Origin of the sequence: Vibrio sp., from assembly GCF_048266485.1 — a bacterium.
Lineage (GTDB): Bacteria > Pseudomonadota > Gammaproteobacteria > Enterobacterales > Vibrionaceae > Vibrio.
This window is the reverse complement of record NZ_JBLWZK010000007.1, coordinates 80,628-105,197: the sequence shown is the minus strand read 5'-3', so window position 1 is coordinate 105,197 and position 24,570 is coordinate 80,628. Positions and strand designations below refer to the sequence as shown.

At 39.4% G+C, this 24,570-nt stretch carries 22 protein-coding genes and 1 pseudogene; 3 read left to right on the top strand and 20 right to left on the bottom strand.

From position 1 onward, the window contains the following. Window position 1: 1 nt before the first annotated feature. The 4 genes from ACN0T8_RS10260 to ACN0T8_RS10245 form a co-directional block, all read right to left on the bottom strand. Window positions 2–1,468 carry a glycoside hydrolase family 32 protein gene (locus ACN0T8_RS10260; RefSeq protein WP_417880529.1) on the bottom strand — a complete coding sequence of 489 codons (1,467 nt, stop codon included), beginning with the start codon at window positions 1,466–1,468 and terminating at the stop codon, window positions 2–4. Then, on the bottom strand, window positions 1,465–2,415 hold the full coding sequence (locus tag ACN0T8_RS10255) for a carbohydrate kinase family protein (protein WP_417880528.1): 951 nt from the start codon (window positions 2,413–2,415) through the stop codon (window positions 1,465–1,467). The genes ACN0T8_RS10260 and ACN0T8_RS10255 overlap by 4 nt, the downstream gene beginning before the upstream one ends. Before the next feature lie 10 nt (window positions 2,416–2,425). Beyond that, window positions 2,426–3,769, bottom strand: coding sequence for a PTS transporter subunit EIIC (locus ACN0T8_RS10250; protein ID WP_417880527.1), 1,344 nt, complete (start codon window positions 3,767–3,769; stop codon window positions 2,426–2,428). A 618-nt stretch (window positions 3,770–4,387) separates the two neighbouring features. Next, window positions 4,388–5,407: a zinc-binding alcohol dehydrogenase family protein gene (locus tag ACN0T8_RS10245; RefSeq protein WP_417880526.1), complete on the bottom strand. Its 1,020-nt coding sequence runs from the start codon at window positions 5,405–5,407 to the stop codon at window positions 4,388–4,390. Between the two features lie 139 nt (window positions 5,408–5,546). Here ACN0T8_RS10245 and ACN0T8_RS10240 point away from each other — a divergent pair, with 139 nt between their 5' ends. Then, window positions 5,547–6,455, top strand: a complete 909-nt coding sequence (locus ACN0T8_RS10240; RefSeq protein WP_417880525.1) for an FCD domain-containing protein — start codon at window positions 5,547–5,549, stop codon at window positions 6,453–6,455. Window positions 6,456–6,479: 24 nt separating this feature from the next. On the opposite strand, the gene ACN0T8_RS10235 is transcribed toward ACN0T8_RS10240, so the two are convergent. Genes ACN0T8_RS10235 through ACN0T8_RS10210 form a run of 6 tightly spaced genes read right to left on the bottom strand, consistent with a single transcriptional unit; the run spans window position 6,480 to window position 12,407 of the window. Then, window positions 6,480–7,109, bottom strand: coding sequence for a bifunctional 4-hydroxy-2-oxoglutarate aldolase/2-dehydro-3-deoxy-phosphogluconate aldolase (locus ACN0T8_RS10235; protein WP_417880524.1), 630 nt, complete (start codon window positions 7,107–7,109; stop codon window positions 6,480–6,482). Next, a complete protein-coding gene (locus tag ACN0T8_RS10230) occupies window positions 7,106–8,065 on the bottom strand; it encodes a sugar kinase (RefSeq protein ID WP_417880523.1) in 960 nt (319 codons plus the stop codon). Before ACN0T8_RS10230 ends, ACN0T8_RS10235 begins: the two co-directional genes overlap by 4 nt. Window positions 8,066–8,075: 10 nt before the next feature. Beyond that, on the bottom strand, window positions 8,076–9,362 hold the full coding sequence (locus ACN0T8_RS10225) for a TRAP transporter large permease (RefSeq protein ID WP_417880522.1): 1,287 nt from the start codon (window positions 9,360–9,362) through the stop codon (window positions 8,076–8,078). Window positions 9,363–9,364: 2 nt separating this feature from the next. Further along, window positions 9,365–9,895: a TRAP transporter small permease gene (locus ACN0T8_RS10220; RefSeq protein WP_417880521.1), complete on the bottom strand. Its 531-nt coding sequence runs from the start codon at window positions 9,893–9,895 to the stop codon at window positions 9,365–9,367. Between the two features lie 53 nt (window positions 9,896–9,948). Next, window positions 9,949–10,941, bottom strand: a complete 993-nt coding sequence (locus ACN0T8_RS10215; RefSeq protein ID WP_417880520.1) for a C4-dicarboxylate TRAP transporter substrate-binding protein — start codon at window positions 10,939–10,941, stop codon at window positions 9,949–9,951. A gap of 32 nt (window positions 10,942–10,973) precedes the next feature. Beyond that, window positions 10,974–12,407, bottom strand: a complete 1,434-nt coding sequence (locus ACN0T8_RS10210) for a tagaturonate reductase (protein WP_417880519.1) — start codon at window positions 12,405–12,407, stop codon at window positions 10,974–10,976. Window positions 12,408–12,718: 311 nt separating this feature from the next. Between ACN0T8_RS10210 and ACN0T8_RS10205 the strand changes: the two genes are divergently transcribed. After that, a complete protein-coding gene (locus ACN0T8_RS10205) occupies window positions 12,719–14,209 on the top strand; it encodes a UxaA family hydrolase (RefSeq protein WP_417880518.1) in 1,491 nt (496 codons plus the stop codon). Window positions 14,210–14,370: 161 nt separating this feature from the next. Here ACN0T8_RS10205 and ACN0T8_RS10200 read toward each other — a convergent pair whose 3' ends face one another. The 7 genes from ACN0T8_RS10200 to ACN0T8_RS10170 are packed head-to-tail and all read right to left on the bottom strand — an operon-like array spanning window position 14,371 to window position 19,264. Next, the gene (locus tag ACN0T8_RS10200) at window positions 14,371–14,946 is read right to left on the bottom strand and encodes an AAA family ATPase (RefSeq protein ID WP_417880517.1); all 576 of its coding nucleotides are present in this window, start codon (window positions 14,944–14,946) and stop codon (window positions 14,371–14,373) included. Continuing rightward, window positions 14,943–15,380, bottom strand: coding sequence for a PTS sugar transporter subunit IIA (locus tag ACN0T8_RS10195; protein ID WP_417880516.1), 438 nt, complete (start codon window positions 15,378–15,380; stop codon window positions 14,943–14,945). Before ACN0T8_RS10195 ends, ACN0T8_RS10200 begins: the two co-directional genes overlap by 4 nt. A 7-nt stretch (window positions 15,381–15,387) precedes the next feature. Next, window positions 15,388–15,678: a hypothetical protein gene (locus ACN0T8_RS10190; RefSeq protein WP_417880515.1), complete on the bottom strand. Its 291-nt coding sequence runs from the start codon at window positions 15,676–15,678 to the stop codon at window positions 15,388–15,390. A 59-nt stretch (window positions 15,679–15,737) separates the two neighbouring features. Then, window positions 15,738–16,580 carry a class II fructose-bisphosphate aldolase gene (locus tag ACN0T8_RS10185; protein ID WP_417880514.1) on the bottom strand — a complete coding sequence of 281 codons (843 nt, stop codon included), beginning with the start codon at window positions 16,578–16,580 and terminating at the stop codon, window positions 15,738–15,740. Further along, a complete protein-coding gene (locus ACN0T8_RS10180) occupies window positions 16,567–17,940 on the bottom strand; it encodes a PTS sugar transporter subunit IIC (RefSeq protein WP_417880513.1) in 1,374 nt (457 codons plus the stop codon). Before ACN0T8_RS10180 ends, ACN0T8_RS10185 begins: the two co-directional genes overlap by 14 nt. A gap of 41 nt (window positions 17,941–17,981) precedes the next feature. Beyond that, a complete protein-coding gene (locus tag ACN0T8_RS10175; RefSeq protein WP_417880512.1) occupies window positions 17,982–18,269 on the bottom strand; it encodes a PTS sugar transporter subunit IIB in 288 nt (95 codons plus the stop codon). Window positions 18,270–18,283: 14 nt separating this feature from the next. Continuing rightward, window positions 18,284–19,264, bottom strand: coding sequence for a 6-phosphofructokinase (locus ACN0T8_RS10170; RefSeq protein ID WP_417880511.1), 981 nt, complete (start codon window positions 19,262–19,264; stop codon window positions 18,284–18,286). A 445-nt stretch (window positions 19,265–19,709) separates the two neighbouring features. Here ACN0T8_RS10170 and ACN0T8_RS10165 point away from each other — a divergent pair. Continuing rightward, a pseudogene (locus ACN0T8_RS10165) lies at window positions 19,710–20,046 on the top strand (integrase core domain-containing protein); the annotation flags it as partial. A 334-nt stretch (window positions 20,047–20,380) separates the two neighbouring features. On the opposite strand, the gene ACN0T8_RS10160 reads toward ACN0T8_RS10165, so the two are convergent. From ACN0T8_RS10160 to efeO, 3 genes are read right to left on the bottom strand one after another with little or no spacing between them, the layout of a single operon-like run. Further along, a complete protein-coding gene (locus ACN0T8_RS10160) occupies window positions 20,381–22,099 on the bottom strand; it encodes an FTR1 family iron permease (RefSeq protein ID WP_417880510.1) in 1,719 nt (572 codons plus the stop codon). Next, window positions 22,074–23,348 (bottom strand): iron uptake transporter deferrochelatase/peroxidase subunit, encoded by a 1,275-nt coding sequence (gene efeB, locus ACN0T8_RS10155; protein WP_417880509.1) that lies wholly within the window; start codon window positions 23,346–23,348, stop codon window positions 22,074–22,076. Before efeB ends, ACN0T8_RS10160 begins: the two co-directional genes overlap by 26 nt. A gap of 4 nt (window positions 23,349–23,352) precedes the next feature. Beyond that, window positions 23,353–24,153: an iron uptake system protein EfeO gene (gene efeO, locus ACN0T8_RS10150; RefSeq protein ID WP_417880508.1), complete on the bottom strand. Its 801-nt coding sequence runs from the start codon at window positions 24,151–24,153 to the stop codon at window positions 23,353–23,355. Window positions 24,154–24,570: the final 417 nt, after the last annotated feature.

The following is a 24,570-nucleotide window of genomic DNA, read 5'->3' as shown; positions in this document are numbered from 1 at the left end:
CTCAAGACCTAACAGTAGGAATTGCCTCAAGCGTGTAGTAGTCCAGTTGGCTGATCTGACTGTCTGCTTGACTCACAAATAAGATACGAGTGGCATTTTTATCAGGAAATACTCGAGCGGTAAAGACTTCTTTCCCTTCATTAATGAAGATTTCAACACAAGAGCGATCGATAAAAATGTGTAGGTGAAGGCTTGAGCTTGGCGGTAACTGACATTGACGTTGACCTTGATGGCCTTGACCGGAGTGGCTTCTATCTAGAGTGAGCATGCCGCTAGTGGGATCAAAGCGCAGTGATGTGTATTGACCAGCGGTATTTGCGAGCAGCTTTAATTCACACGGCGCCGTCAATTTATCCCACTCAACAAGTAGTTCACCACTGCGTCCTTGCACCTGATCAAAGGATATTTCTTGATGGGCGGTCAAAGATTGCTGGTGATAATGATGATGGGAGCGACGCAAGTTTTGTAACTCACGAATGGGGCGCTGATAAAGACAATTATCGTCAAGCGTCAGCTCTCTTGGTAGGCTCATCATGTGCAGCCAATCATACTCGATGCTGGGCTCTTGCGTATGCTCAGGCATGCCAATCCAAGCATATAAAATCGTGCGACCGTCGCTTGTTTGCATGGTTTGCGGCGCGTAAAACTCAAAGCCGCGATCAAGTTCATTAAACGCACCATGTTCAAAGCAAGGGGATTGCCAATTGCCTTGACCGATAAAGTAGCCAGATTGGTAAAGGTTTTGATATCGCCACTGTTCAGGCTCAACCCCTTGAGGAGAGCAAATGAGCACCGTTTTCTCGTCAAATCGAACAATATCGGGGCACTCCCACATAAACCCAAACTCACCAAGCCCATTGAGTTTACTGCCGGCAATAGGACCTAAACATTGCCACTGATGTAAATCAGGAGAAGAGTATAACAAACAGTGTCCTTGTTCTTCGGTGGTTTGAGCGCCAATCACGGCGTAGAACATGTCGTTTTCTTGCCAAATTTTGGGATCGCGAAAATGGGCAGTATAACCGCTGGGAGGTCCCTCAATCACAATGCCCACTCGTTCAAAATGAAGACCGTCTTTACTTTTGACTAAGCATTGCGAACTAACTCGTTGAGCGTTTGCTTTTTTGAGATTGGCGGTATAAAGCAGATACAACGTATCGTTATGTACGATGGCGCTGCCAGAATAGCAACCGTGGCGGTCAAAGTCTTGATCAGGCGCCAGAGCCACAGGCATGGCTTGCCAGTTGACCATATCATCGCTAATAAAATGCCCCCAAAATTTAGCTCCATGTGTGCAGGCAAATGGGTTCCATTGATAAAATAAGTGAAATTTACCATTAAACTCAACAACGCCATTGGGATCGTTCATTAATCCAACATTGGGGCTAACATGGTATTGCGGTCGAAAAGGGTCATCTTTTGCGATTGGCAAAGCCAGTGGATTGGCGCGCGCGATAAGATTGCTCATTGTGTCCCCATTCTTTGTTCAAGATCGCTTAATGAGGGCAGGGCCGCAATTGCGCCGAGCTTTTCACATACCATGGCACCAACGGTATTTGCTCGTTGAACGGCATGTATCAATGTGTCAAAGTTACACGTTGGCGCGCCGCCTTGTTTTGCAAGCCACCATAACACCGCGCCAATAAAGGCATCTCCGGCACCGGTAGAATCAATTGACGTAATGGTAACGGAAGGGATCACGGTGGATTTTTCATGTGATGAAATCAGGCAGCCTTTCGCGCCCATGGTGACCAAAATAAATGGCACACCGCGTTGATGAAGGGCTTTTAGCGCCTTGGTTTGAGATGTACTTTGCCCTAATATCAGCAATTCTTCTTCACTGACCTTGAGGAGGTTGGCTTTAGGAAGGCAGGTGTACATTTGTGCTTTAAACGCTTCTTCAGTCCATAATGCATGACGATAATTAGGATCCATGGAGATAAATTGTCCAGCCTCATACAGCTCATTAATCAGCGTGAGGTAGGTGTCGTGCGTTTGTCCTGGTAGCAAAGCGGTGGCTGAGCCAAAATGATACAGATCAGGCTGGTGAATATCGATGTTGATCTCATCACGGGTAAGTAAACCATCCACGCCGCGATTGAATTGAAAATCTCGTTCACCGCCTTGCTCTAATGCCACAAAAGCCATGGTCGTGGTATTGACAGGATCTTGAATGATACCTTGAGTATCAACGCCGACACAGGACAACGTTTGGATCAGAAATTCGCCAAACGCATCTTGGCCTACTTTGCCAATAAAGGTTGATTGGCCACCTAGTTTACTGACTGTAGCAGCCACGTTAGCCGGTGCTCCGCCCGCTTTTTTTATAAAATTCTCACCTTTCACCAGTCCTTGGTCAATATCACAACACACCATGTCGATCAGCAATTCTCCAATACAAACGACTTTTGTCATTGTGTTCACCTTATCCTTCATTTTTTACAAGTAGTTTAGTTAAGATGCCGCCGGTTAACATGCCGATGATGATCATGAGTAAGTAATGCACCAAACCATGACCTAAGTAAGCGGGGATAGCAGGAATAAACGTGACGCCCATGACCGAAGGAGCGATATTCATCATCACCGCATAAGCACCTGCGGCCGCACCGCCAATCATGCCTGAAATAAACACACGTGAGTTGGTTAGCGTTACACCAAACAATAGCGGCTCAGTGATCCCAAAAAAACAAGGCACAATAGAAGAGGCTTTTAGTGCTTTTTCTTTCTTATCTTTTATCGACATAACAAAGGCAATGGCCGCGCCAGCTTGACCTGCCATTGAGGCGGTGATCAAAGCATTAAGCGGATCGACACCTGTATTGGATAAGAAGTTCAGTTCAACCACAATCAAAGAGTGGTGCAATCCAGTCACTGTGAGAAGCTGCTGTAAGCCGCCAAATAAAATCCCACCAAGACCAAATGGCAGTGCAATGATAAATTCAGCTGAGTGCATCACGCCATGCTCGACAAGATTAAACACTGGACCTATCGCAAATAAAGCGATGATGACACTGACCGTGATGGTAAGAAAAGGAGTAAACACCAAATCAACCATGGCAGGCATCCAAGTGCGGATCCACTTTTCAAGGCTGGCCCCTAAAATACCCGTGATCAGCGCGGGTAAAATGGTACCTTGGAAACCTTGAACATGAAAAAAGCCAAAGGTGAGAACTTGTGCGTTACCGCTTGCGACATTCCAAGCGTTAGGTAACATTGGTGCGACGAGCATAAGCCCAAGTACCATACCGACAACGGGCGTTCCTCCAAAGCGGTTAAAGGCAGACCAAACCACAAGTGCGGGTAGGAAAATAAATACGGTATCTGTGACAACTTGAGTCATTGTCAGCAGCTCTGGTGAAAATTGCACGCCTAGCTGTTGGGCAAAGCCACGCAAACCCATAAACAAACCTGTTGCAACGAGTACGGGTAATAACGGAATGAACACATCAGCTAAAGCGCGAATACATTTTTGAACAATATTCATGTTTTGGTAAGCCGATTGTTTAACATTGGCATCACTTATTTGGCCATCTTGTTTTAACAAACTATAAATTTTATCCACCAATCCTGTACCAAGAATGATTTGGTGCTGACCCGATTGGTAAAAGTAACCAGCCACTTTGTCGATGGTTTTGATGGTATCGGCTTGGATAAGATCATTATCCGCGACCACTATTCTCAGTCGGGTTGCACAATGCTCAAGCGCTTTGATGTTGCTATAGCCGCCGACTGCATCCAGTAATTTTTTTGCAATAGTTTGGTTGTCCATTCTAGGATTTCTCTTTGATCGTTAGATTAGTATGAAAAGGTTTTCATTATTATGTGAAAACCTTTTCATAAGGGGTAGATATTGATTTATTAAATATGATTTAGGTCACATTGTTTTTATAAAAAAGTATTAGAGATCACATTTTTCATCCGTGGCTAAAATGGTTTATCTATATGGTATTTGGTAGAGAAAGCATCAATGAATGCGGTAATGATTCCAACGTGAATATTTTGAGCCATCACGATACCTTTTGATATCGCTAACAATGAATTGATATGTGAAGTCCTTAAAGGGGGCATTTTTGTGTTAATTGAAATGAAGTGGTGGTGGCTCTGGTTTTGGAAAAAGTACAATACTGAGATGTATGAATTTTCTTGAGCAGTATAATGAAGGTGAAGTGAGAGTTAATGGAAAATTAATTGGTTTTGGGACGGATAGTCAAGGCAATTATTTATTAGCACCACCTAAATTTGTTCAAAGGGATTTATCTGATGTTTGTATGGTTTTTCAACATTTGAAGTTTTTTATTAATTCAAGATGATAGCTATGAGTTTTCAATTTTTGGTAAAGTACTAAAGGAAGTTGTTTGAGCAACTTCCTTTAGATCGTATTTTTACTTTAAATGAAGTTGATTACGCCTTTCAATAACTGCTTGTTATTGATGACTTGCTCTTCATAAATCTTTCCTATGGTATTGAATTCAAATGAATGAGTGAGCATCATATTTGCCGTTAATATGCCTCGAGTCATGAGATCTTGTACTTTAGTGAAATCTTCTACCGTTGCATTTCGACTTCCCATCAGTGTCGTTTCTTTTTTATGGAAATCAGGATCATTGATTTCTAAATTACCTTTAAATAAGCCTACAAAGACAATCTTTCCGCCGTGGCGAATATGATTTACAGCGACATTCATCGCATGTGGGTTACCTGTTGCATCGATAACCGTCTGTGCAAGTGAACCATCGAAGTGCTTCTTTAGTTGGTCATAAAAGCTGTCATCTAGTGGATTTAATGTTGGTAACTTAAGCTCATCGGTCACATGTTTACGACGCTCTTGTTGAGTATCTGCTACGACAACGTTGGCACCATCAGCAGCAGCAATAGCAGCAGCACCTAGACCAATAGGACCTGCACCAACGACCAGTACGGCTTCTTTTGGTTTAACGTCAGCACGTCGAACTGAGTGAGCACTAATAGCAAAAGGTTCTATCAATGCTGCTGTGGCGTTATCTACGCCATTTACTTTTAGTATATTTGAGGCTGGAGCGGTGATATATTCAGAAAAACCGCCATCTTGGTGAACCCCAATGACTGAGATATTTTCACAACAGTTGGTTTTTCCACTTAAACAAGATGGGCATTCATAACAGGCCACATAAGGTATAAGTGCCACTTTATCACCCAAGACAAAATCATCGCTTACTTTATCGCCTTTTTCGCAAACTGTCCCACACAATTCATGTCCTAATACTCGAGGGTAACTGAAGAAAGGTTGGTTGCCGGTATAAGCATGGATATCGGTGCCACAAATACCAACAGAAGCTACTTTTACTAGCACTTCGTTTGGTTCTACTTTAGGCATATCTTTTTCAATATAATTTAACTGGTATGGTTTTTCACAAATTAATGACTTCATGTGTTGCTCTCTTTGATATTAGAACGTCTTACCAGTGTATTTGACCTGTTTTTTATTGTGTAAAAATCTAAGAAATATGTGTTATTTATCAATTTTAAGTGTTTTTTAATGGTATTTTATCCTCAAAGAGGAGGGTGAAATGGCAAGAAATAAAAATTTACGAGAAACGACGACTAATCAACTGCTTGATGCAATCAGGCTTGGGCATATTGGTTCTCCTTTACCTTCTCAATCTGCATTAGCGGATTTGTTTAGTGTGAGTCGGACCACGATTAGGCATGTGATGTCTGATTTAAAAGATAAAGGGGTTCTAGAGCTGATTCATGATGAATGGGTGATCTGTCGAGCGCCTTCAGATGATGATGGGTATAAAGATACGACCTCAGAAACGGAGATTCAAAGTTCAGAATTTGAAGCTTTTTTTAATGAAGCGATTAAATTTAAGCATATTATGCCAGGGCAAGAATTCACTGAGCTCGAGCTTTCTAAAAAAGCAAAATGTTCCACGACGGTTGTCAGGGAGTATTTGATTCGATTTTCACGTTTCAATTTAATTGAGAACGTAAATCGTGGGCGTTGGCGTATGATTCGCTTTGAAAAAAGTTATGCGGCGAGCTTATTTGAATTTCGAGAAATGCTTGAGTGTCACGCCTTGAGTCGATTCATGAACTTACCTAAAAGTGATAACCGTTGGCAACAGGCACAGTATCTTTTACATGAACATAGACAGTTACGTGAAACTGTCGTAAGTGAGTATCAGGCTTTTTCTAGGCTTGACCAAAAATTTCATTCTTTATTACTTTCAGCGTCAAACAATCCATTTATGGATCAATTTTATGAGATCATTTCGGTTATCTTCCACTTTCATTATCAATGGGATAATACCGACCTTTGTACCCGTAATATGGTGGCGATTGAAGAACACATGGCGATATTAAGTAAAGTACTTAGCGGTGATGATATTGGTGCGATGGGAGAATTAAGGCATCACCTTCAAACGGCCAAGCGAACGATGGAAAACAGCTTGATCATGGATAAGCCAGCATAATGCTGGCTTTTAGTATTTTCGGGCTCAATTATTGATTAATGCAATGACTTCTCGAATGAGTTCATTGATTTTTTCCCATTCACCATTGTTGATTAATTGGGGATCCACCATCCAAGAGCCACCACAACAAATTACTCCGGGGATGGCGAGGTACTGATTAATATTTTGAGGATTAATGCCACCCGTTGGCATTATCAGTAAGTTTCCATATGGAGCAAGTAAGGATTTCACCATATTTATCCCACCAGATGCTTCAGCGGGAAAAAACTTCACAGTATTAAGTCCCATTTCTAATGCGGCTTCGATGGTACTTGGGTTATTGACCCCAGGGATGATGGGAATATCATATTCTCTGCATGCTTTAACAGTATTGGGGTTAAATCCTGGACTGACAATAAAGCTCGCGCCGGCATCCTTGGCTTCAATAACCTGCTCTTTGGTTAATATAGTACCGGCACCAATTAACATGTCTGGCTGTGTTTCTCTTAATAAACGAATCGCTTCGGCAGCAGCCTTTGAACGAAAGGTGATTTCTGCAGCCGGTAATCCAGTTTCTGTTAATGCTTTCCCTAACGGAATAATATCTTCAGCTCTATCAATCGCGATAACAGGAATAACTTTTAAGTTCGTTAAGGTAGTGTTTAAAGTGCTCATGATAGTTCCTTGACTGATCGGTATATAGGGTGAGTTATGTGTTTTGGAATAATGGCGCCTTTATGTTGGATGATGTGACTAGCGAGTAAATTTCCAGCCTGACAACAATGAGTTAATGTTTCGCCATTCGCGTAGAAAGCGAGAAATGCACCGTTAAAAGAGTCGCCCGCAGAGGTGGTATCTATAACTTTACTGACTTTATTTGCGTTGATATGCTCAGGATGTTCTTGTTTGGTAAACTCTTGAGATAAACACCCATTTTCTCCCAGTTTGATAATGGCTTTTCTGACCCCAAAACTTTTTAAGCGTGAGAGTGTCTCTTGAGGTGTGTTGTCTCCCCATATCAGTTGTTCATCATCGAAGGTGACTAGAGCAAGATCGCAGAAAGTGAAGATAGCTCGGTAGCAGTCTTGAGCGGTCTTTAAGTTATTCCATAAAGCGGCTCGATAATTACTATCAAAGGCAATTTCTATGCCGTTCTGTTTATATTTTGCTAATAACTCGATTAAAGTTAAGCGATCATTTTCCGGTAAAATAGCTAATGAGATACCACTGAGAAAGATAAGATCGACATTTGCTAATTGTTGCTTTATTGATGTAAAGGATTCGTGTTGTAACAGATACTTTGCGGCAGATTGGCCACGCCAATATTGAAAGCTGCGTTCTCCTTCATTGTCTACCTGAATCATATAAAGACCGGTTGTATGCTGGTTGTCGATAGCTACACAAGAAGTATCAAGACCTTCATCAGACCAATGTTGAAGCATCATGCGACTGAGATTGTCATTTCCAACCGCTGTTACATAATACGTTTTTATCCGTTCCTCACTCATACGTTGTAGATAAATTGCAGTATTAAGAGTGTCTCCGCCAAAGCTCTGTTTCATGTCACCAAAAGGTGTACCATTTAGCTCAATCATGCACTCACCAATAATGGCTATATTTTTTTTGTTCATTGTTTCACCCTTACCCAAACACTAAGTTAGGTAAACCAATAGACAAGATAGGAATGTATGTCAGCATTATTAGAGCTGCGATCAATAAGAGCCAAAAAGGTATGACTTCTTTAATGAAGTCTTCTATCGATACTTTGGTTATCGAGCATGTCGTAAACATGACTGTTCCTAAAGGTGGAGTAATGGTGCCTATTGCGCTATTAAAAATGAAAATAATGCCAAAATGGACAGGGTCGATACCGTAAGATTGGGCGACAGGCGCAAGCAATGGCGCAAGCACAATCATGACAGCATTTCCTTCAAGAAACATCCCAATAATAAGTAAGAATACGTTGACTAGTAATAGAAATGTGAGTGGGCTATCTACAGCACTAGTTAACCATATCGCTAAATGTTGAGGAACACTTTCCCAGGTTAAAAACTTTGAGAAGCCAACGGCCACACATATGATCAAAAGAACGTTAGCTGAAGATAGTACGGATTCTTTTGTCGCATCCCATAACAACCGACTGTTCATTTGTTTATAGACAAACATGCCTAAAATTAACGCGTAGACAACCGCGGCAGCACCAGCTTCGGTTGGTGTGAAGACCCCAAATCGGATCCCACCTATGATGATGACGGGTAGCAATAATGCATAGAAGGCATCTTTTGCAGATAAGGCTATTTCTTTTGTGGAAGCTCGTTTTTCTCTAAGTGGAGCATAATTGCGTTTTTTGGCAATAAATGAAACTAACACCATCATCATGACGCACAGCAATATTCCAGGCACAACGCCGGCAAGGAACAGTTTACCGATGGATACATTATTGACATACCCATAAATAATCAGTGCAATGCCAGGTGGAATTATTGGGGTTATAAGCGAAGATGCTGCCGTAACGGCTGAAGAAAAGGAAGCACTATATCCACGATCAACCATTTGAGGTACGAGAAGCTTAGAGCTCATTGCGGCGTCTGCAATATTAGAACCCGATAAACCGCCCATTAAAGTACTTAAGACGACATTAACTTGTGCCAACCCACCATTCATATGGCCGGTTAAAACTTCTGAAAATTTTAATAGTCTTTGACTAATTCCTGAGTGGTTCATGAAAACGCCTGCCATTACAAAAAATGGGATGGCTAATAATGTTACTGACTCTAACCCTCCGGCTAGTCGTTGAACGAGCATCATCATTGGTAAATGGTCATTCATCAGAAAGTAAGCCAATGTCGAAATGAAAATACAAAATACGACAGGGATCCCTAGTGTAAATAAAACTAGCAATGCGGAAATTGGTAAAAAAACAGACATAGCTATGCTTCCTCGTGCTGAGATGCAAAGAATGAATACAGGTGCTTAAGTTGGTGATAAAGCATGAATACACTACTCACTGGTACAGCTGCGTAAATATAGATATAAGAGATCTGAAGAGCAGGGGTAAATCGAACCTCAGAAAACGGTAATAACTTAAATCCCCAATAGAGCATAAATGCTAAGGCAAATATCACCAGTAAAGGACGGATAAAGTTATCTAAGATATTCGCCGCCGCAGCTGGGATTTTATGAACAAGATAGTCGATACGTACTAACTCATCCGTTCGCATTAAGGCACTTGCACCCATAAAAGTCATCCAGACAAATAATGCTAGACAGACTTCTTCCACCCAAGAGCTAGGAGAGTTAAATACATAACGAGTAATGACGCCGTAGCTCATCAATAAAACAATAACAGCTAACAAGCTAGCAGAGATGATGGTATCAAGCATGCTGACTTTATCGAGTACTGCGATAAACTTATTTTTTGTTAATATTTTTTGTTGTTCTAATGACATATGAGTTTCCATAATGAACTCCATAAGCTTTAAAAAAAGAGGGCCCTTTAAGAGCCCTAAGAAACTTAAAGCTGTGCTAGCTTATCTTGAATATCTTTGTATAGGTTGGGTGTCCACTCAGGGAATTCAGTTTGAACGACCTTACGAGCTGATTCTTCAAATGCAGGAATGTTGACTTCATTAACCGTCACCCCTTCAGACTTTAGCTCATCAATCGCTTGTCGTTCACTTTTGGCAACTAATGTAGCGCCATAATTCACCATATCGCGACTAGTCTCCAAAATGATTTTTTGTTCTTTCGAAGAGAGCGTGTTCCAAAAGCTGGTTCCGGCAACAAAAGGAGACATATGTTTGGTATGGGCCGTCAGGTTAAGGTTTTTGACAACTTCATAAAATTTGCCACCTTGTAAGACGACTGCTGGATTTTCAACACCGTCAATCACGCCTTGTGATAGACCAGGGTATACGTCAGATAAAGACATAGGAGTTGGTACGCCTCCCATTGCTTTTATCGTTGCAACAAATAAACGGGAATGTTGTACTCGAACTTTTACGCCGTTGAGATCTTCAGGTGTTTTGACTGGATTTTTAGAAAGTAGATGACGAGTGCCATAAACCACATCAGGTACAACAATTTTGATCCCTTTATCGGCTAACTTATTACTTAAGCCTTCAAACCATTCTGTATGTAGTAGTTTTGATTTTTTTTCGAATGATTGAGTTAAGTATGGAGCATTTATAATCCCTAGATCGGGCACGCTATCCATTAAGTAGCCATAAGAGCTAATTGTAATGATATTTGCTCCAAATTTAGCCTGTTCCATGACTTCCGTTTCGTTGCCTAACTGGCTAGAAGGGAATAAACGAAACTCAATTTTACCATTGGACTTGTCTTTAACTTGTTCAGCCCAGTAATGCATAGCTTTATCAATAGGCTCACCTGGTTGATTACCATAAGCGATCATCACTTCTGTTGCAGCATTGGCACCAAAGCTAAATGCTAAGGTTAGACCAATTGTATAGCTGATCTTTTTTAGTGTTGTAGGTAAAGTTTTCATAAATATATCGTCCTTTTTATAATTTTTTGGCATTACAGTAGCTTCATTGCTTTTCTTATACCCAGTTTTTGGATGTGTTCAACGTAGGATACGACTAAGTTTTCTAAGTTTGGTAGTTGAGTAAGATCTTCCTCCCAATGATTATCCATTGCTAAAAATTGCTTTATGTTATGAGCTTGGCTGCCTTTTGTGTTACGCCATGCGTAGAAAGGTTCAATTAAATGAGGGTCATCACTTAAAGGTATATCTTCATCGCCACGTTTTCCTAAATAAAAACAATACAAAGCAGCTAGACTAAAGCTCAGGTATTTCGGAGCAGTGCCGGATGATTTTGTATAAGTTATTAATTGAGGCAATAAACGAGTTTTAAACTTCGTCATAGAGTTGAGAGCGATAGAGATAAGATAATGTTTGATGTATGGATTTCTAAAGCGATCAAGAACGCTATTTTTAAAAGGTATTAAGTTTTTCTCATCCATATTGAGTGATGGAATTACTTCTTGATCGAGTAGTGACTCTAAAAAGTTTAAGATTTCTTGATCATCCATCGCTTCACTCACGGTATTTAAACCACTGAGATAGGCAACAGGAACCATCGCTGTGTGAGCGCCATTTAATATCCCAACCTTACGCTCTTTGTAAGGCTTGATATCATCAACAATTTGAATGTTCAGATCACATTGGTTTAATCGTAATTTATCTTGTAGCCAGCTTGGTCCTTGGATCACAAACAAATAGTAATATTCAGCGGTGACGATAAAGTTATCCTTATAGCCCAACGTTGCTTCAATAGCACTTTGCTCTTCTCTTGGATGGCCAGTAACAATCCTATCAACTAAGGTTGAACAAAAGGTATTAGATTCTGAAATCCATTGCGCAAATTCAGTTTCTAACCCCCAAGTATTTACATATTTGAGAATGATTTCTTTTAATTTTTCGCCATTGGAATCAATTAATTCACAAGGAAGGTGTATTAGTCCTTTCGTATGACAGCCGTTGAAGTGTTGAAAACGGCGATATAGAAATTGAGTGAGCTTTGCAGGAAAGCTTACAGGGGGAAAAGCATCGAGAGTATCTTGTTCATTATAAACAATGCCAGCCTCTGTTGTGTTGGACACCATCCATTCTAATTCAGGATTTTCAGCAATCTTCAAAACGTCATCGTATTGACCATAGGCCAATAGTTCACGATTGACTGAACGAATAATCCTTGGTTGTGAGACAGTTTTACCTTGCTCATTAATACCTCGAATAAGTGCAGTATATAACCCATCTTGCTCATCGAGCTTAGGGTGACCTGCATCTATCGGTCTAACAACGGTAATACCTGCATTTAAATCGGTGTGTTCATTTAGTAGATCGAACTGCCAATCAATGAAGGCTCGTAAAAAATTACCTTCTCCAAACTGAATAACTTTTTCAGTGTATGAAGGCTGTGTTGAAGTCTTTCTATTTAATTGCACCATTACTTTTCCCTAGTCGATATATGTTTCTGTATGTCGGACAGGTGTTATCGAATATGGAATGAGTGTATTGATGGGAGAGCTATATTGGTTTAATAAATGTTTGCAAACGTGTAAGTGATCATTTTTATGTGTTTTTTATGTGTTTTTTATTTTTGGTTTTAACCCAGTTTTAACACTAAATAAGATTATTAGCCCGATAAAAGGTTGTTTTATACATAGGAGATACAGAAAAGTTGTTTTTAATTTGATTAAAAGACAGTCTGGTGTGTAAAATGAATGAGTCGGACGGGAATCACTTACTAGGGATACCCATGAAAAAAGTCATTAAAATTAATTCAAAAGATAATATAGCTGTTTGTTTACAACCTCTTAGTGAGGGGGGGAATCTTCATGTTGATGGACAAGATATTATTGTACGTCAAGACGTTGATCGTGGGAGCAAGTTAGCTTTAAAGCCAATTGTCATTAATGATCATATTGTGAAATATGGCAGCTCTATTGGTAGCGCCACTGCAAATATTGATGTTGGTGAGTGGATTCATACCCATAATATGAAAACCAACTTATCTGATACAGATACATATTCGTATCTTCCTCATTTTCCATCTATCCCTTCTTCTTCCATTCCCGAACGTTTTTTTCAAGGGTATGAAAGAGCGAATGGTGATGTCTCTATACGTAATGAAATTTGGGTTATTCCTACTGTTGGTTGTGTCAATGGGATCGCTAAGCAAGCCATTGAGCGTTTTCGTCGAAATAATCCAGATCTAGATTGTGATGGTGTCCATTTATTTCCTCATAACTATGGGTGTTCACAATTAGGCGATGATCATGAAAACACTAGAACCATATTAGCGAATATGGTTAAACATCCAAATGCAGGTGGGTGTTTAGTTATCGGATTGGGGTGTGAAAATAATCAAGTCGAGCCTTTTAAAGCATTGGTGGGAGAGGTAGATGAAAGTCGAGTCCATTATATGATCGCTCAAAATGAGCAGGATGAAATTGAAGTTGCGGTGGCACATTTAGAATCCATTTATCAAACGGTTCGCCTAGATACTCGAACATCAATCAGTTTAGGGAAATTAAAAGTTGGGTTGGAATGTGGTGGTTCAGATGGACTTTCTGGGATCACAGCCAATCCAATGTTAGGGCGATTTTCTGATTATCTGATTCAGTTAGGTGGTACATCCGTTTTGACTGAAGTTCCTGAAATGTTCGGTGCAGAACATTTATTGTTTGAACGTTGTATTAATAAAGAAACCTTTGATAAAGCCGTAGATATGATAAATGGCTTCAAACAATACTTTATTAATCACAATCAACCAATTTACGAGAATCCATCACCTGGCAATAAAAAAGGAGGGATTTCTACGCTGGAAGATAAGTCTATGGGATGTACACAAAAAGCCGGTAATAGCCCAGTTGTCGGAGTATTAAAATATGGTGAAGTTTTATCTACCCCTGGATTAAATCTTCTTAGTGCACCTGGTAACGATGCGGTTGCGACTTCAGCATTAGCAGCAAGTGGTTGTCACTTAGTTTTATTTACTACTGGACGTGGGACTCCCTATGGCGGCTTTGTGCCAACGATGAAAATTGCTACCAATACAGAGCTTGCACGTAAAAAGCCTCATTGGATTGATTTTAATGCAGGAGCATTAATTGAAGATACTCCAATGGATGTTTTATTGGAGTCATTTATCGATAAAGTTGTTGCAATTGCAAGTGGTGAGCAGGCAAACAATGAACGGAATGATATTCGTGAATTAGCACTTTTTAAATCTGGTGTAACCTTATAGTTATTTCAAATTAATCTCAGCTAAAATAAAGATTATATGTAAGAATGTAGTGGCATAGTGAATTTGGTCACTACATTGCTATATTTTTGGCCGTGCGATCGGTGAATAAAGCTTGGAATTGTTTGCTCTAACAGCCTCGTTGATTCGAGGCTGTTATGAACCTAAGCTCTTTTTTTGTGCGGGTTCGCTAATAGGCTGGAAACATTGGCGAATAATGTTTTCATTTCGATTGGTTGGTTTTGATCGACAATGATGACATCTCCAATGCTCATTGGTTTTGCTCTCTCTGCTAAAGAGACCAGTTCTGGTAAGTACTCATGTTTAGGGTGCTTATCTGATCGATATGGAATTCTATCTTCATATCTTTGCGCGGCTGTTAAGCCAGATATGTTATTCCAGAGTTCGATAATCGTTTCCACACCTGAGTAGTTTAGGTAATTGATTAGCATTTCTCTGGGTTGGAATCCAAACCATGCATCTATAACAAAGGTATGATTGTCTGGGGACTGTTTAATAATATCCCATATGACGTTATAAGCGGCTTTGCCAAGTTCTCGATTTATCTCTCTATTGTAGTCTTTGACCGTCGCCATAAATGGCTCTTTGATCGTGTCAATTGATAGGTACGTTAAGTTAAAATGATTAGCAATGCTGTGTGCGACAGAACTTTTCCCAGAGGCCGGTACACCATTAACCAAAATAACCGTTTTGCCTGTTTGGTGTGTCTTTTCGCTCATATTAACTCCAATAGTTGTTGCTGGGAAGTGACTCGACGTATGGCTTGTATCTTTTCATCATCGTCGAGCATAGAGACGATAGAACCAATGCCTTGTTCTATGTGACCATTACTATCTGTCGCACCGAACATGATGATGATATCGGCAGGTATGCTTCCATTAAATGAGATTGGTTCTGCGAGCAGCACTAAACTAAAACAATTTTGGATGACTCCACACTCGGGTCTAGAGTGAGGGATCGCAATACCTTCTTCAAAGACATAATAAGCTCCGTTGCTTTGAGTGCTTTCTATGACAGACTTAGCATACTCTTCAGTCAGGTAGCCATTTTTTATCAATGGCTGAGCTGCTAGCTGAATAACCTTTTCCCAATTGGATTCATTGATGCCAATTTGAATCGCATCTGATTCGATTAATAATTCTTTTATATTCATATCTGGCCTAAAAATTTTTTCGAGTAGTGTTTCTAAGCTCATCCATTTTGATAAACAGATCGTCGACTTTATGCTGGTAATTTGGAGTTTTCGCAAAGACTTTGAGGGCTTTGTTGTACTCAATCATCAGTTTTTTTTGAGTATCAAAATTAGCCTCATCTTGCTTTAACTTTACTTCCAAATCTCGAATGTTTTGCTCTATTTCTTGGGCTGTAAACGCATCGTTTTTTGATGACTTAGGTTCGGAATGAGCCTGATTAGGTTTTGTCTGAAATATGGATTGGATCATTTTAAACATAAATATTCCTTATCAGCTGCCAGGGTTACTGGCAGCGATGACTCTGTGTCTAATGATAATTATTGGAACAGTTGAATTTTCTGTTTCAGTACTTCTTGTACGGCATTGTTCGCAGGTATTAAGAACTTACGAACGCTGTCATCAACCTTTCCTTCAGCACATGTCTTTTGAACATTACCGACCCATTGAACATTCATTTCAGTCCCTACGTTAACTTTTTCTATTCCACTTGCAACGACCAAGCGCATGTCTTCATCACTTACTCCTGTTCCACCATGCAGTACTAACGGTGTTTTGGTTAGCTGTGTAATTCGATTTAGTAGTTCATGTTGAATATTTGTCTTGGCGGTATAGGAACCATGTACTGTCCCAATTGAAATCGCTAGCATGTCGACATTTGTGCCATCAACAAAAGCTTGTACTTCTTCTGGTGTTGTAAAGGCAATGTCACTTTCCGCTACGGCTTTTCCATCTTCACTGCCACCAATTGCGCCTAATTCACCTTCCACAGTTACATTTCGTGGGTGAGCGTATTCAATAATGAGCTTGGTATTGGCGATGTTCTCTTCTAAAGATAGATGAGAGCCGTCATACATAACGGAACTAAATCCTGTGTCTATTGCGGTCTTAATATCATCAAGATTTGAACAGTGATCTAAATGTAAACAAGCAGGAACATCTAAAGTTCTCGATAGTGATTTAATTGAATCCACAATCAGTTCATAGCCTAGGAACTGGGCGGTTCCCGTTGAAATTTGGATCATCAATGGTGAATTTGTATCTTTCGCTGCTTTAAAAAATGCCGGTAACATCTCTAGGCAATGAAGATTAAATGACCCAATCGCTTGGAATCCTCTTTCCTTTGCAATCGCTCTTAATTCAGTGAAGTTATACAGTTTCATTTGTTAATTCCTTTTGTTTGTTTTCATTGTTAATGCTGCGGTGAACAAAATAGGTAACGGCGATGATGAAGGCGGTAAATATGGCGACAAATGTCCAGTTACCGTTGAAAGCATTACCAAGTAATAATCCTGTAGAGATGACATCAGAGTCACTAAAGGTCACGCCGACAAAGCCATAGCTTTCAAGCAGTGGGATAAGTATTGCGGGTAAGAGCGTAATAAATAATCCATGAACCACTCCGCCAATAACCGCTCCTTTTCGGCCACCCATTGCGTTTCCGAAAATACCTGCGGTACCACCGGCAAAGAAGTTTGTTAATAAGCCGGGTAGAATCATGGCTAAGCCAAACATAGGGAAAACGAGCATCCCAATGATTGAACCAACGGTTGTGGATAAAAACCCAACAATGACGGCATTTGGCGAGTATGGAAATAATACTGGGCAATCTAGAGCAGGCTTTGCATCTGGTACTAACTTCATTGCAATACCACGGAATGCCGGTACTAGCTCATTCAGTAGTAGACGAACACCTGCATATAAAACAAACACACCAGCAACGAACGTGATTGATTGCATAAAGGCATACATGAGGTAGTTAATACCGTTTGCTAGAGGCGCAATAAATTCTGGGCCTGCGAAAATAGCTGGAATTAGGTACATTGGTACCATCACAACCGCCATCGATAGGTAAGTATCATTTAAGAATTTAAAGCCATCAGGTAATTCAATGTCTTCAATTGACTTTGAATTCTTCCCTACTACTTTGGCGACAGCCGCTTGAACTAAATAGCCGATGGTACAAAAGTGTCCTAAAGCAACATCATCGGATTCTGTGATTTTTCTAACGATAGGTTGGGCGATTGCTGGCATTACGACGGCCATGATCCCACCAAAGATCCCTCCAGTAAGAATAAGAGGTAGACCGGTTAGACCTGCTTTATAGCCAATAACTGCACCAATCGTCGCCATCCATAAAAGAGCCTGACCTGTCAGGAATATGTATTTCCAAGGTGTGAATCGAGCAATGATAATATTGGTAATGAAAATGACGAGTAAGGTTAGAGCGACTTCTGAGCCAAGCTCTCTGTTTGCTAAACCAGCTATGGCAGCCACATCTGTGATGTAACCTGTCATACCAAAGCCTTGCGTGAATATTTGGTTTAAGAACGTAAGGGTTTCAACAATAATATTGATACCCGCCATCATGACTAAAAAGCCAAGTAGGGTTTTAAATGTTCCTTCGACAGTTTTGCCTATGGATTTTTTTTGTAGAATTAAACCTAGCATAGCTATAAATGCAATTAATATAGATGCTTGGCCTAATAGATCATGGATTATAAAGTTAAAAAAAGTGTTCATAGATAACCTCTATGTATTATTTTTTTGTTGGTCTTTTTTAATTAAACATTTAAAAAAGGAGTGAGTTTTTCTTCTATTTCTTTTTTGTCGGTTAATTTGTTGAGAGATATTATTTTTGATGTTTGGGTTTCAGTTGCATCAGAACTTAAAACATCGGCAAATGTTTTTTGAGTTAATATTACATCGTAATCAAATGCACTTGCGCCGGACACATCGGTATGATCGATTGTGAAATCTACCCCTAATTTCTTTAAAACGGTTTTTGCACTCATTTCAATTGCAAAGCTTGAGCCTAATCCACATCCACACACACAGAGTACTTTAATCATGTTATATCCTTTTATTAGATTATATTTAGTTCTTTAGCTAATTTTACATAGTGGTCTTCCTTTTCTGTTGTTCTCCTTTGTATACTTGATAAATCAATGGGGATTGCTTTGTTGCTAGAGTTTATAATTATTGCTTTATTTGTGAGTCCAGATTCTAGGCAACGAATGACTTCTTTTGCCATTAAGGTTCCTTGATATATTTCTTCACAACAAGGTTCTCCTGAACGCAGGCTGAAGCCCATAATTGCCTTGCGAATTCGAGTACATACAAGTGGTTCTAAATTTTTAATAACAGTGTCAACAGCCCCTTGAAAGCCTGGATAGTACTCTTTTGTATAGCCTTCAGAGCACAAAACGATGACTGAGTTTTGAACTTTAAGTAACTGATTTATCTTGTTAGCTAACGCTTCATCACTGATTGGGTATTCAGGAATTAAAGCAATATCTGCATTCGATTTTATAGATGACTGCAATGCGAGTTCTCCAGAGTATGCCCCGAGTAATTCCACCATAAAAACTCGGTTAGGAAGCGCTCGTCCAGTCATTCGAAGCTTTTGAACTTCTATCCTTATTTGCTCACAAGCGGTTGCAAATCCAATGGTATATTCGCTACCACTAACATCGTTGTCGATGGTCATACCGACACCAAAACAATTAACACCATAAAGAGATAATTTATTTAGAAACTGTAAGGACCCATCACCGCCAGCTAAAATTAATACATCTATTTTAGTTTTGCAGAGATTTTTTACGATTTTAATATATTCCTCTTCAATGAGTATTTCCTCTGTTCTTCCTGAATTTAATATAGGCATAGCAGAAGACGCATAATCAATTAAGTCGCAATAGCTAACCTCTTTAACCTTGTTTTTTAATAACCCTATTATTCCTCCGTCATAAAGGAATATTTCTGAATTGGTAAGTTTAGCTATTTGTAGTAGAAAATTATTTATACCAACGGCATCTCCTCCACTGATCGCGATTGCTATTTTCATAATTCCTCCTAAGCGTTGATGTGTTAATTTTGGCTTTTGCTCGGAATATTTTTTTGAATCAAATCACAAAATTAAACTGGTTCAGCACCGATTCCTTTTTTAATATAAAAATCAACAGCTATTTTTGTGATCATTGTCATATTCATGGGAGGGGGCTTATTTTTTAAGTCTTTGTTTTTTATTTCTTATTTTTATTTTTTGGTTTGAATAAAATTTGATGGTGTTTTTATTTTAATGTTAAGTTCATATTGTGATGGAAGTAACACTTATTCAGAGGGGATGGTTTGACGGGGTAATAAAGTTTGTGCTTTCACTATTCTCTCTCTTTATATATATTCGACACGAGGATACTTTGTAATCTTGGTTGGGTGATTATTGGAATGTCTGCTCTCTGCGGTTCAATAACTTATTTCTCTACTCTTGATAGTGTTCATAACCTAACATACCTAAAGATGTTATGATCCATGGGGATCAAGGTAGTTATTATATAAGCCGTAAATACCGTCAAATGTTGTGGTGTTTTCAAATAAAACAGAGTTTATTTCGCATAGGAAATTGCTGGGATAATGTGTCAATGGAGCGCTTCTTTAGAAGTCTGAAGACGGAATGGGTGCCTACGATGGGTTATTGTAGCTTTGCTGAGGCTCAGCAAGAGATCACTTGCTATATCATTGGATATTACTGCCAACTCAGACCACATCAGTATAACCTCCAATGAGTCAGAACGATTGTATTGGGAAAACTCTATAACTGTGGCCAATTTTAGTGACCACTACAGGTAGAGTCATCTTTAAAAGACTAACCAGCAAGAGTCGATTTCTCATAGCCTTACTGGTTAAGTCGTTCTTATTAACAAATATCGGTTTTGTTATAATACTCAACTTAGGAGATCTTTTGATACAGTTAAGCGACTCGGTCACTATTGAGCATTCCGAGGTGAGTAAAACGATTTTAAATGGAACAACTGATTAACACTTCCTGTCGTTGATTGGTAAACTTTCTGGTGTGTGATTTGTTCCAATTATCTTTCTATAATGTCGCATAGCCGTTTCTGAAGTATTTTTTCAGTGCGGAAAACTATCAGGTTGCTCATCCTCTTGAGATAATTTCTGTAAATTATCCTTTTGACTTATTTTTTTGTAAGTACATAGATCCTATAACAATTAAGACATAAATCGAATGTGCAATGATCGTTTCTATCGTTGGATAAAAGCCTATCTCGTTGATTGTTGGCAGTGACCCAATGACATGGATGTTTATATTTCCGGTTAACTGTAAAGCATGAATGCTGACTCCTAACATTTTAAACGCTAAGAAATAGATCAGGCATGTGAATACTTTGAAAATGATCGGAATAGGTAGCTTGACTGAAGTTTTTAAGATTATAACGGTCACTAGGGCCAAAATGGAAACTGCGATAGTAATGCCTAACAAGAATTGACTGATTTCAATATTAGGTAAAATACCCGCATAAAATAAAATGGTTTCAGCACCTTCTCTGAATACCGCCAAAAAGCTTAATGTACCTAAAGAAAGAAAACTTCCCATAGTTAAAGCTTGCGTTGTTTGTTTTTTTAAGAACCTTTTCCAGGAATCGGCAGAAGATTTACTATGAAGCCAAATCCCTACAAATAGCATCATGATGACTGCAAATAAACCGACGATGCCTTCTAATGTTTCTCTGGTATGACCGGCCATATTGGTTGGTAAGAATAGAACCAAAGCCCACGCTAATATAAAACTAGTAATTAGGCCCAATATGGCACCAGAAATAACCCAATGTTGTCCGCGCTTTTGTTGTGTCGCTTTCATTGCTGAAAACAAAGCAATAACGATCAATAAGGCTTCTAATCCTTCCCTTAATAATATCAAAGCAGCATCGACAGCATTATAATGCCCAGCAGGGTTCAATTGTGAGAGATCCGTGATGAGCTGTTGTAATTGTTGTTGGTGTTTAGGGTTTCCGTTGGCCGCAATGATCAATGGGAGTTGATTTTCTACTCGTGTATAAAGAGCAGAAGAGCGGGTACTTACTATACTTTCAAAGGTTGGCCAGTTTTGAATAAAAGTTAGCAACTCTTGATTACCTGACAGTGAATTTTGTTGTTGATAATCACTTAACGCTGTATTCAAAATACCAATGCCGTCATTGAGAGTCATATCGCTATTACTAGTTGCAATCACTTCTCCATTATTAAAACTGGTTAAGGTAACTCCTAATACATCACTTTGTTGTTTAATTTTCTCCCATGAGGGTTCGGATCTTGCTTTTTCAACATTTAATAAAGCAAGGGCAGTTTCTATTTTTCCATAATGCCCCATGCTGGTTTCATGCACGACACGTTCTCGCTTAGCCCACGCGCGATTGAACATTCGAAATGTGGTTTGCAATTGGCTCATATCTTGTTGGTCAATTGCTGCTGCCATTGCTTGATAAGTTGGCATTACACGCTTAATAAATTGTTTACGCATTGTCGCGTAATCCACTGGATTAACATATTTTTCAAGTTTGATTAATGATGATGACACCAAGGTCAATTGTTCAACACTTGGAGTTTGTTTAGCTTGAATAATAGCGTCAGTGACATTCTTTTTATTGGCGGTATCAGCAATATCTAGAGTATTTAAGTATTGCTCCATTTGTTGTAAATCTCGTTTCGCCGATATTGTATCTCCCTTTTTAGTCGCGCCAATAGCGTCGGAAAGAGAAATATAAGCTGGCGAAAAATTGACTTTATCCGCCGCCAAAGTTGAGAAGCTCACCAACATTAAAACACAAAAAAGAAAGCGTTTTACAAGGGGGCACGGGTTAACTTTCAAGTAATGATTGTCCAAGGTATTCTCCTTCTTTTACGCCACCAAAACAGGCAAAAAGTCCACTGCCGATATGGGTAATGTATTCGTTCATTTTGTCGATTTTTCCAAATGCATTTTGGATGTCGATAAATTGTTGTGGAGACTTTTGAAAAGAGACAAACAACAAACCCGAGTCATATTGACTGGTACGGGTATTGATGCCTTCCACATAAGAAAATGAACGACGTAATAATTGTTGTCCTGTGCTGTGAGCCAAGTGAACATGTGAGTCAACCGGCATTATCGGTTCACCTTTTTCTGAGGTTAAAGATAAATCAATAGGATCGAATTCATGATGTTGTCCCATAGGGGCACCGCTTGCTTTATTACGACCAAAAGTATTTTCTTGCTCGCCATAACTGGTGCGATCCCAAGTTTCTAAATGCATTTGAATACGACGAACCACCATATAGCTGCCATTACGCATCCAGTCTGGTGAATCGGCCCAAATGTATTTATCGGCTTGCTTTAACGTTAAGGCGTTGGCGGTGCCATCTTTAAAACCGAATAAATTACGAGGAGTGTCTTGTTTGTCGTAGGAATTGAAACCACTTTGTGCCCATAACATAGAAACCATGGAGGTTCGTGCGTAACGAACGAGTTGTCTTACTGCATGGAAAGCAACTTGTGGGTCATCGGCACAAGATTGAATGCAAATATCGCCGCCAGTATATTGTGCTTGCAACTGGTCTCTTGGAAAGTGAGGGATCGGGGTGAATTCAGCCGGTGCTTTATCTTGTAGACCGAGTTTGTCTAAAAATGATGGTGATACGCCAAAAGTTAAGCTCAAATTATATGGATGCAAATTATCCGCTTCGCCAGTATCTGAAGGTGGGACATATTTATTTTTGCTATATTTGGCAACATTTTTCCCTTGCGTTAATAAGGCCGCCTGTTTTGTCCATTGTTTCAGTAATTGAATAACCGCTTGCTTGTCTGTGTTGTCCAATTGCAGCACCATGAAATAAATATGACGTTGCTGAATGGTGGTGATCCCAGCTTGATGTTGTCCATAAAATGGAACATATCCTTCAGCATAAGGTGCGAGGTTGTTGGTCGCTTGCTGCTTTGTAGGTAATGTTTGGGATTGGGTATCTGATGTCGTTTGCGTTGCTAATGCTTTTCCCAGTAATAGGGAAGAGCCGCTTAAAGCGGCCCCTTTTAGCAGTAGACGACGAGAGATGCTTGAACGTTCAATCGATGATTTAATTTGTCGTTTACTGGTCATTTATTTATTCCAAGATAATGCCCATTTGAGCAAGAGGTTCGCCTAATTTATTGACAGCTTCCGCTAAACCTGCAATATCATTATCACTGAGTTCAGTATAATCTTTGAATTTGTCACCTTCTTTTTGCTGTGCAAGTAATTGATTAACTTTCGCAAAACGGTCATCAAGAGTGCTAACTAAAGTAGGATCCATGTCGGCTAATTGTGGTTTGAATATCACATAGATTTTTTCGGCACCGTCGATATTGCCTTGGAAGTCATATAGGTCGGTATGGGAAAAAATTTCTTCTTCACCAGAAATTTTACTGGTTGATACTTCGTTTAATAAATCCACGGCACCTTGCACCATTAATTCTGGTGTTACTTCTACTGTTGAGACTTTGGCTCGCAACTCTTTTACGTCAGCCATTAACTGTTCAGTATATTTTTCAGTGCCTTCGGTGGTATTTTGTACCCAAAGAATTTCCTCGATAGGGTGAAAGCCTGTCCATTTTTCATTGGGTTCTAAATCCGCTTTACGTGCATCAATTCTAGGGTCTAAATCACCAAAGCTTTCGGCGATCGGCTCGACAGTTTCAAAGTTCATACGAACAATTGGATATAAAGCTTTAGCTTGTTCTAACTTGCCGGCATGTAAATAATCGACAAATGTTTGGGTTTGGGTCACAAGATCATCAATTTTATCGATTGAAAATGTTTTGTATTCTTGAAGACCTGCATCAATGTTGACCGCAGCTTGAGTGGGCGCCGCCATATTAAGCGTGGCAATAAATGCCAATGAGAAACCTGTTTTTTTTAAATTCATAACTACCTTTGTCCTTACGGTGATAATGATAATTAATATCATCAATGGTGGCATTTTAAGGCCACCTGTAACAAAGTCAAATATTTTGTATCAAAATGTAATAGTCGAGAAAAGAGGATTATCAGATGTCAGTATTCTTCGTATAAATCCACGTCAATAGCTCGCGGGTGAATAATTACTTATAATTTACCCGTGATACAGCGAATTCAATATCCGAGTTTCCACACCTAATGCAGGAATAAACCGTTTCGTATAATTTTTACAACAGTTTCAGCAATCGTATTTGAGAGTAATTTTATTGAGTAAAGTCTTATACGATTTGGTAGACTAGTATTTATACCCAAGTAACTTCAAGATGCGAGTTTCAGCAAGAATAAAACAAGCTTTAGGCAAGACAAATTGAATATGATCATAGTG

Excerpts from the sequence above, each read along its gene's own strand:
- ACN0T8_RS10260 (WP_417880529.1), bottom strand. The coding sequence starts at position 1,468 with ATGAGCAATCTTATCGCGCGCGCCAATCCACTGGCTTTGCCAATCGCA.
- ACN0T8_RS10255 (WP_417880528.1), bottom strand. The coding sequence starts at position 2,415 with ATGACAAAAGTCGTTTGTATTGGAGAATTGCTGATCGACATGGTGTGT.
- ACN0T8_RS10250 (WP_417880527.1), bottom strand. The coding sequence starts at position 3,769 with ATGGACAACCAAACTATTGCAAAAAAATTACTGGATGCAGTCGGCGGC.
- ACN0T8_RS10245 (WP_417880526.1), bottom strand. The coding sequence starts at position 5,407 with ATGAAGTCATTAATTTGTGAAAAACCATACCAGTTAAATTATATTGAA.
- ACN0T8_RS10240 (WP_417880525.1), top strand. The coding sequence starts at position 5,547 with ATGGCAAGAAATAAAAATTTACGAGAAACGACGACTAATCAACTGCTT.
- ACN0T8_RS10235 (WP_417880524.1), bottom strand. The coding sequence starts at position 7,109 with ATGAGCACTTTAAACACTACCTTAACGAACTTAAAAGTTATTCCTGTT.
- ACN0T8_RS10230 (WP_417880523.1), bottom strand. The coding sequence starts at position 8,065 with ATGAACAAAAAAAATATAGCCATTATTGGTGAGTGCATGATTGAGCTA.
- ACN0T8_RS10225 (WP_417880522.1), bottom strand. The coding sequence starts at position 9,362 with ATGTCTGTTTTTTTACCAATTTCCGCATTGCTAGTTTTATTTACACTA.
- ACN0T8_RS10220 (WP_417880521.1), bottom strand. The coding sequence starts at position 9,895 with ATGGAAACTCATATGTCATTAGAACAACAAAAAATATTAACAAAAAAT.
- ACN0T8_RS10215 (WP_417880520.1), bottom strand. The coding sequence starts at position 10,941 with ATGAAAACTTTACCTACAACACTAAAAAAGATCAGCTATACAATTGGT.
- ACN0T8_RS10210 (WP_417880519.1), bottom strand. The coding sequence starts at position 12,407 with ATGGTGCAATTAAATAGAAAGACTTCAACACAGCCTTCATACACTGAA.
- ACN0T8_RS10205 (WP_417880518.1), top strand. The coding sequence starts at position 12,719 with ATGAAAAAAGTCATTAAAATTAATTCAAAAGATAATATAGCTGTTTGT.
- ACN0T8_RS10200 (WP_417880517.1), bottom strand. The coding sequence starts at position 14,946 with ATGAGCGAAAAGACACACCAAACAGGCAAAACGGTTATTTTGGTTAAT.
- ACN0T8_RS10195 (WP_417880516.1), bottom strand. The coding sequence starts at position 15,380 with ATGAATATAAAAGAATTATTAATCGAATCAGATGCGATTCAAATTGGC.
- ACN0T8_RS10190 (WP_417880515.1), bottom strand. The coding sequence starts at position 15,678 with ATGTTTAAAATGATCCAATCCATATTTCAGACAAAACCTAATCAGGCT.
- ACN0T8_RS10185 (WP_417880514.1), bottom strand. The coding sequence starts at position 16,580 with ATGAAACTGTATAACTTCACTGAATTAAGAGCGATTGCAAAGGAAAGA.
- ACN0T8_RS10180 (WP_417880513.1), bottom strand. The coding sequence starts at position 17,940 with ATGAACACTTTTTTTAACTTTATAATCCATGATCTATTAGGCCAAGCA.
- ACN0T8_RS10175 (WP_417880512.1), bottom strand. The coding sequence starts at position 18,269 with ATGATTAAAGTACTCTGTGTGTGTGGATGTGGATTAGGCTCAAGCTTT.
- ACN0T8_RS10170 (WP_417880511.1), bottom strand. The coding sequence starts at position 19,264 with ATGAAAATAGCAATCGCGATCAGTGGAGGAGATGCCGTTGGTATAAAT.
- efeB (WP_417880509.1), bottom strand. The coding sequence starts at position 23,348 with ATGACCAGTAAACGACAAATTAAATCATCGATTGAACGTTCAAGCATC.
- efeO (WP_417880508.1), bottom strand. The coding sequence starts at position 24,153 with ATGAATTTAAAAAAAACAGGTTTCTCATTGGCATTTATTGCCACGCTT.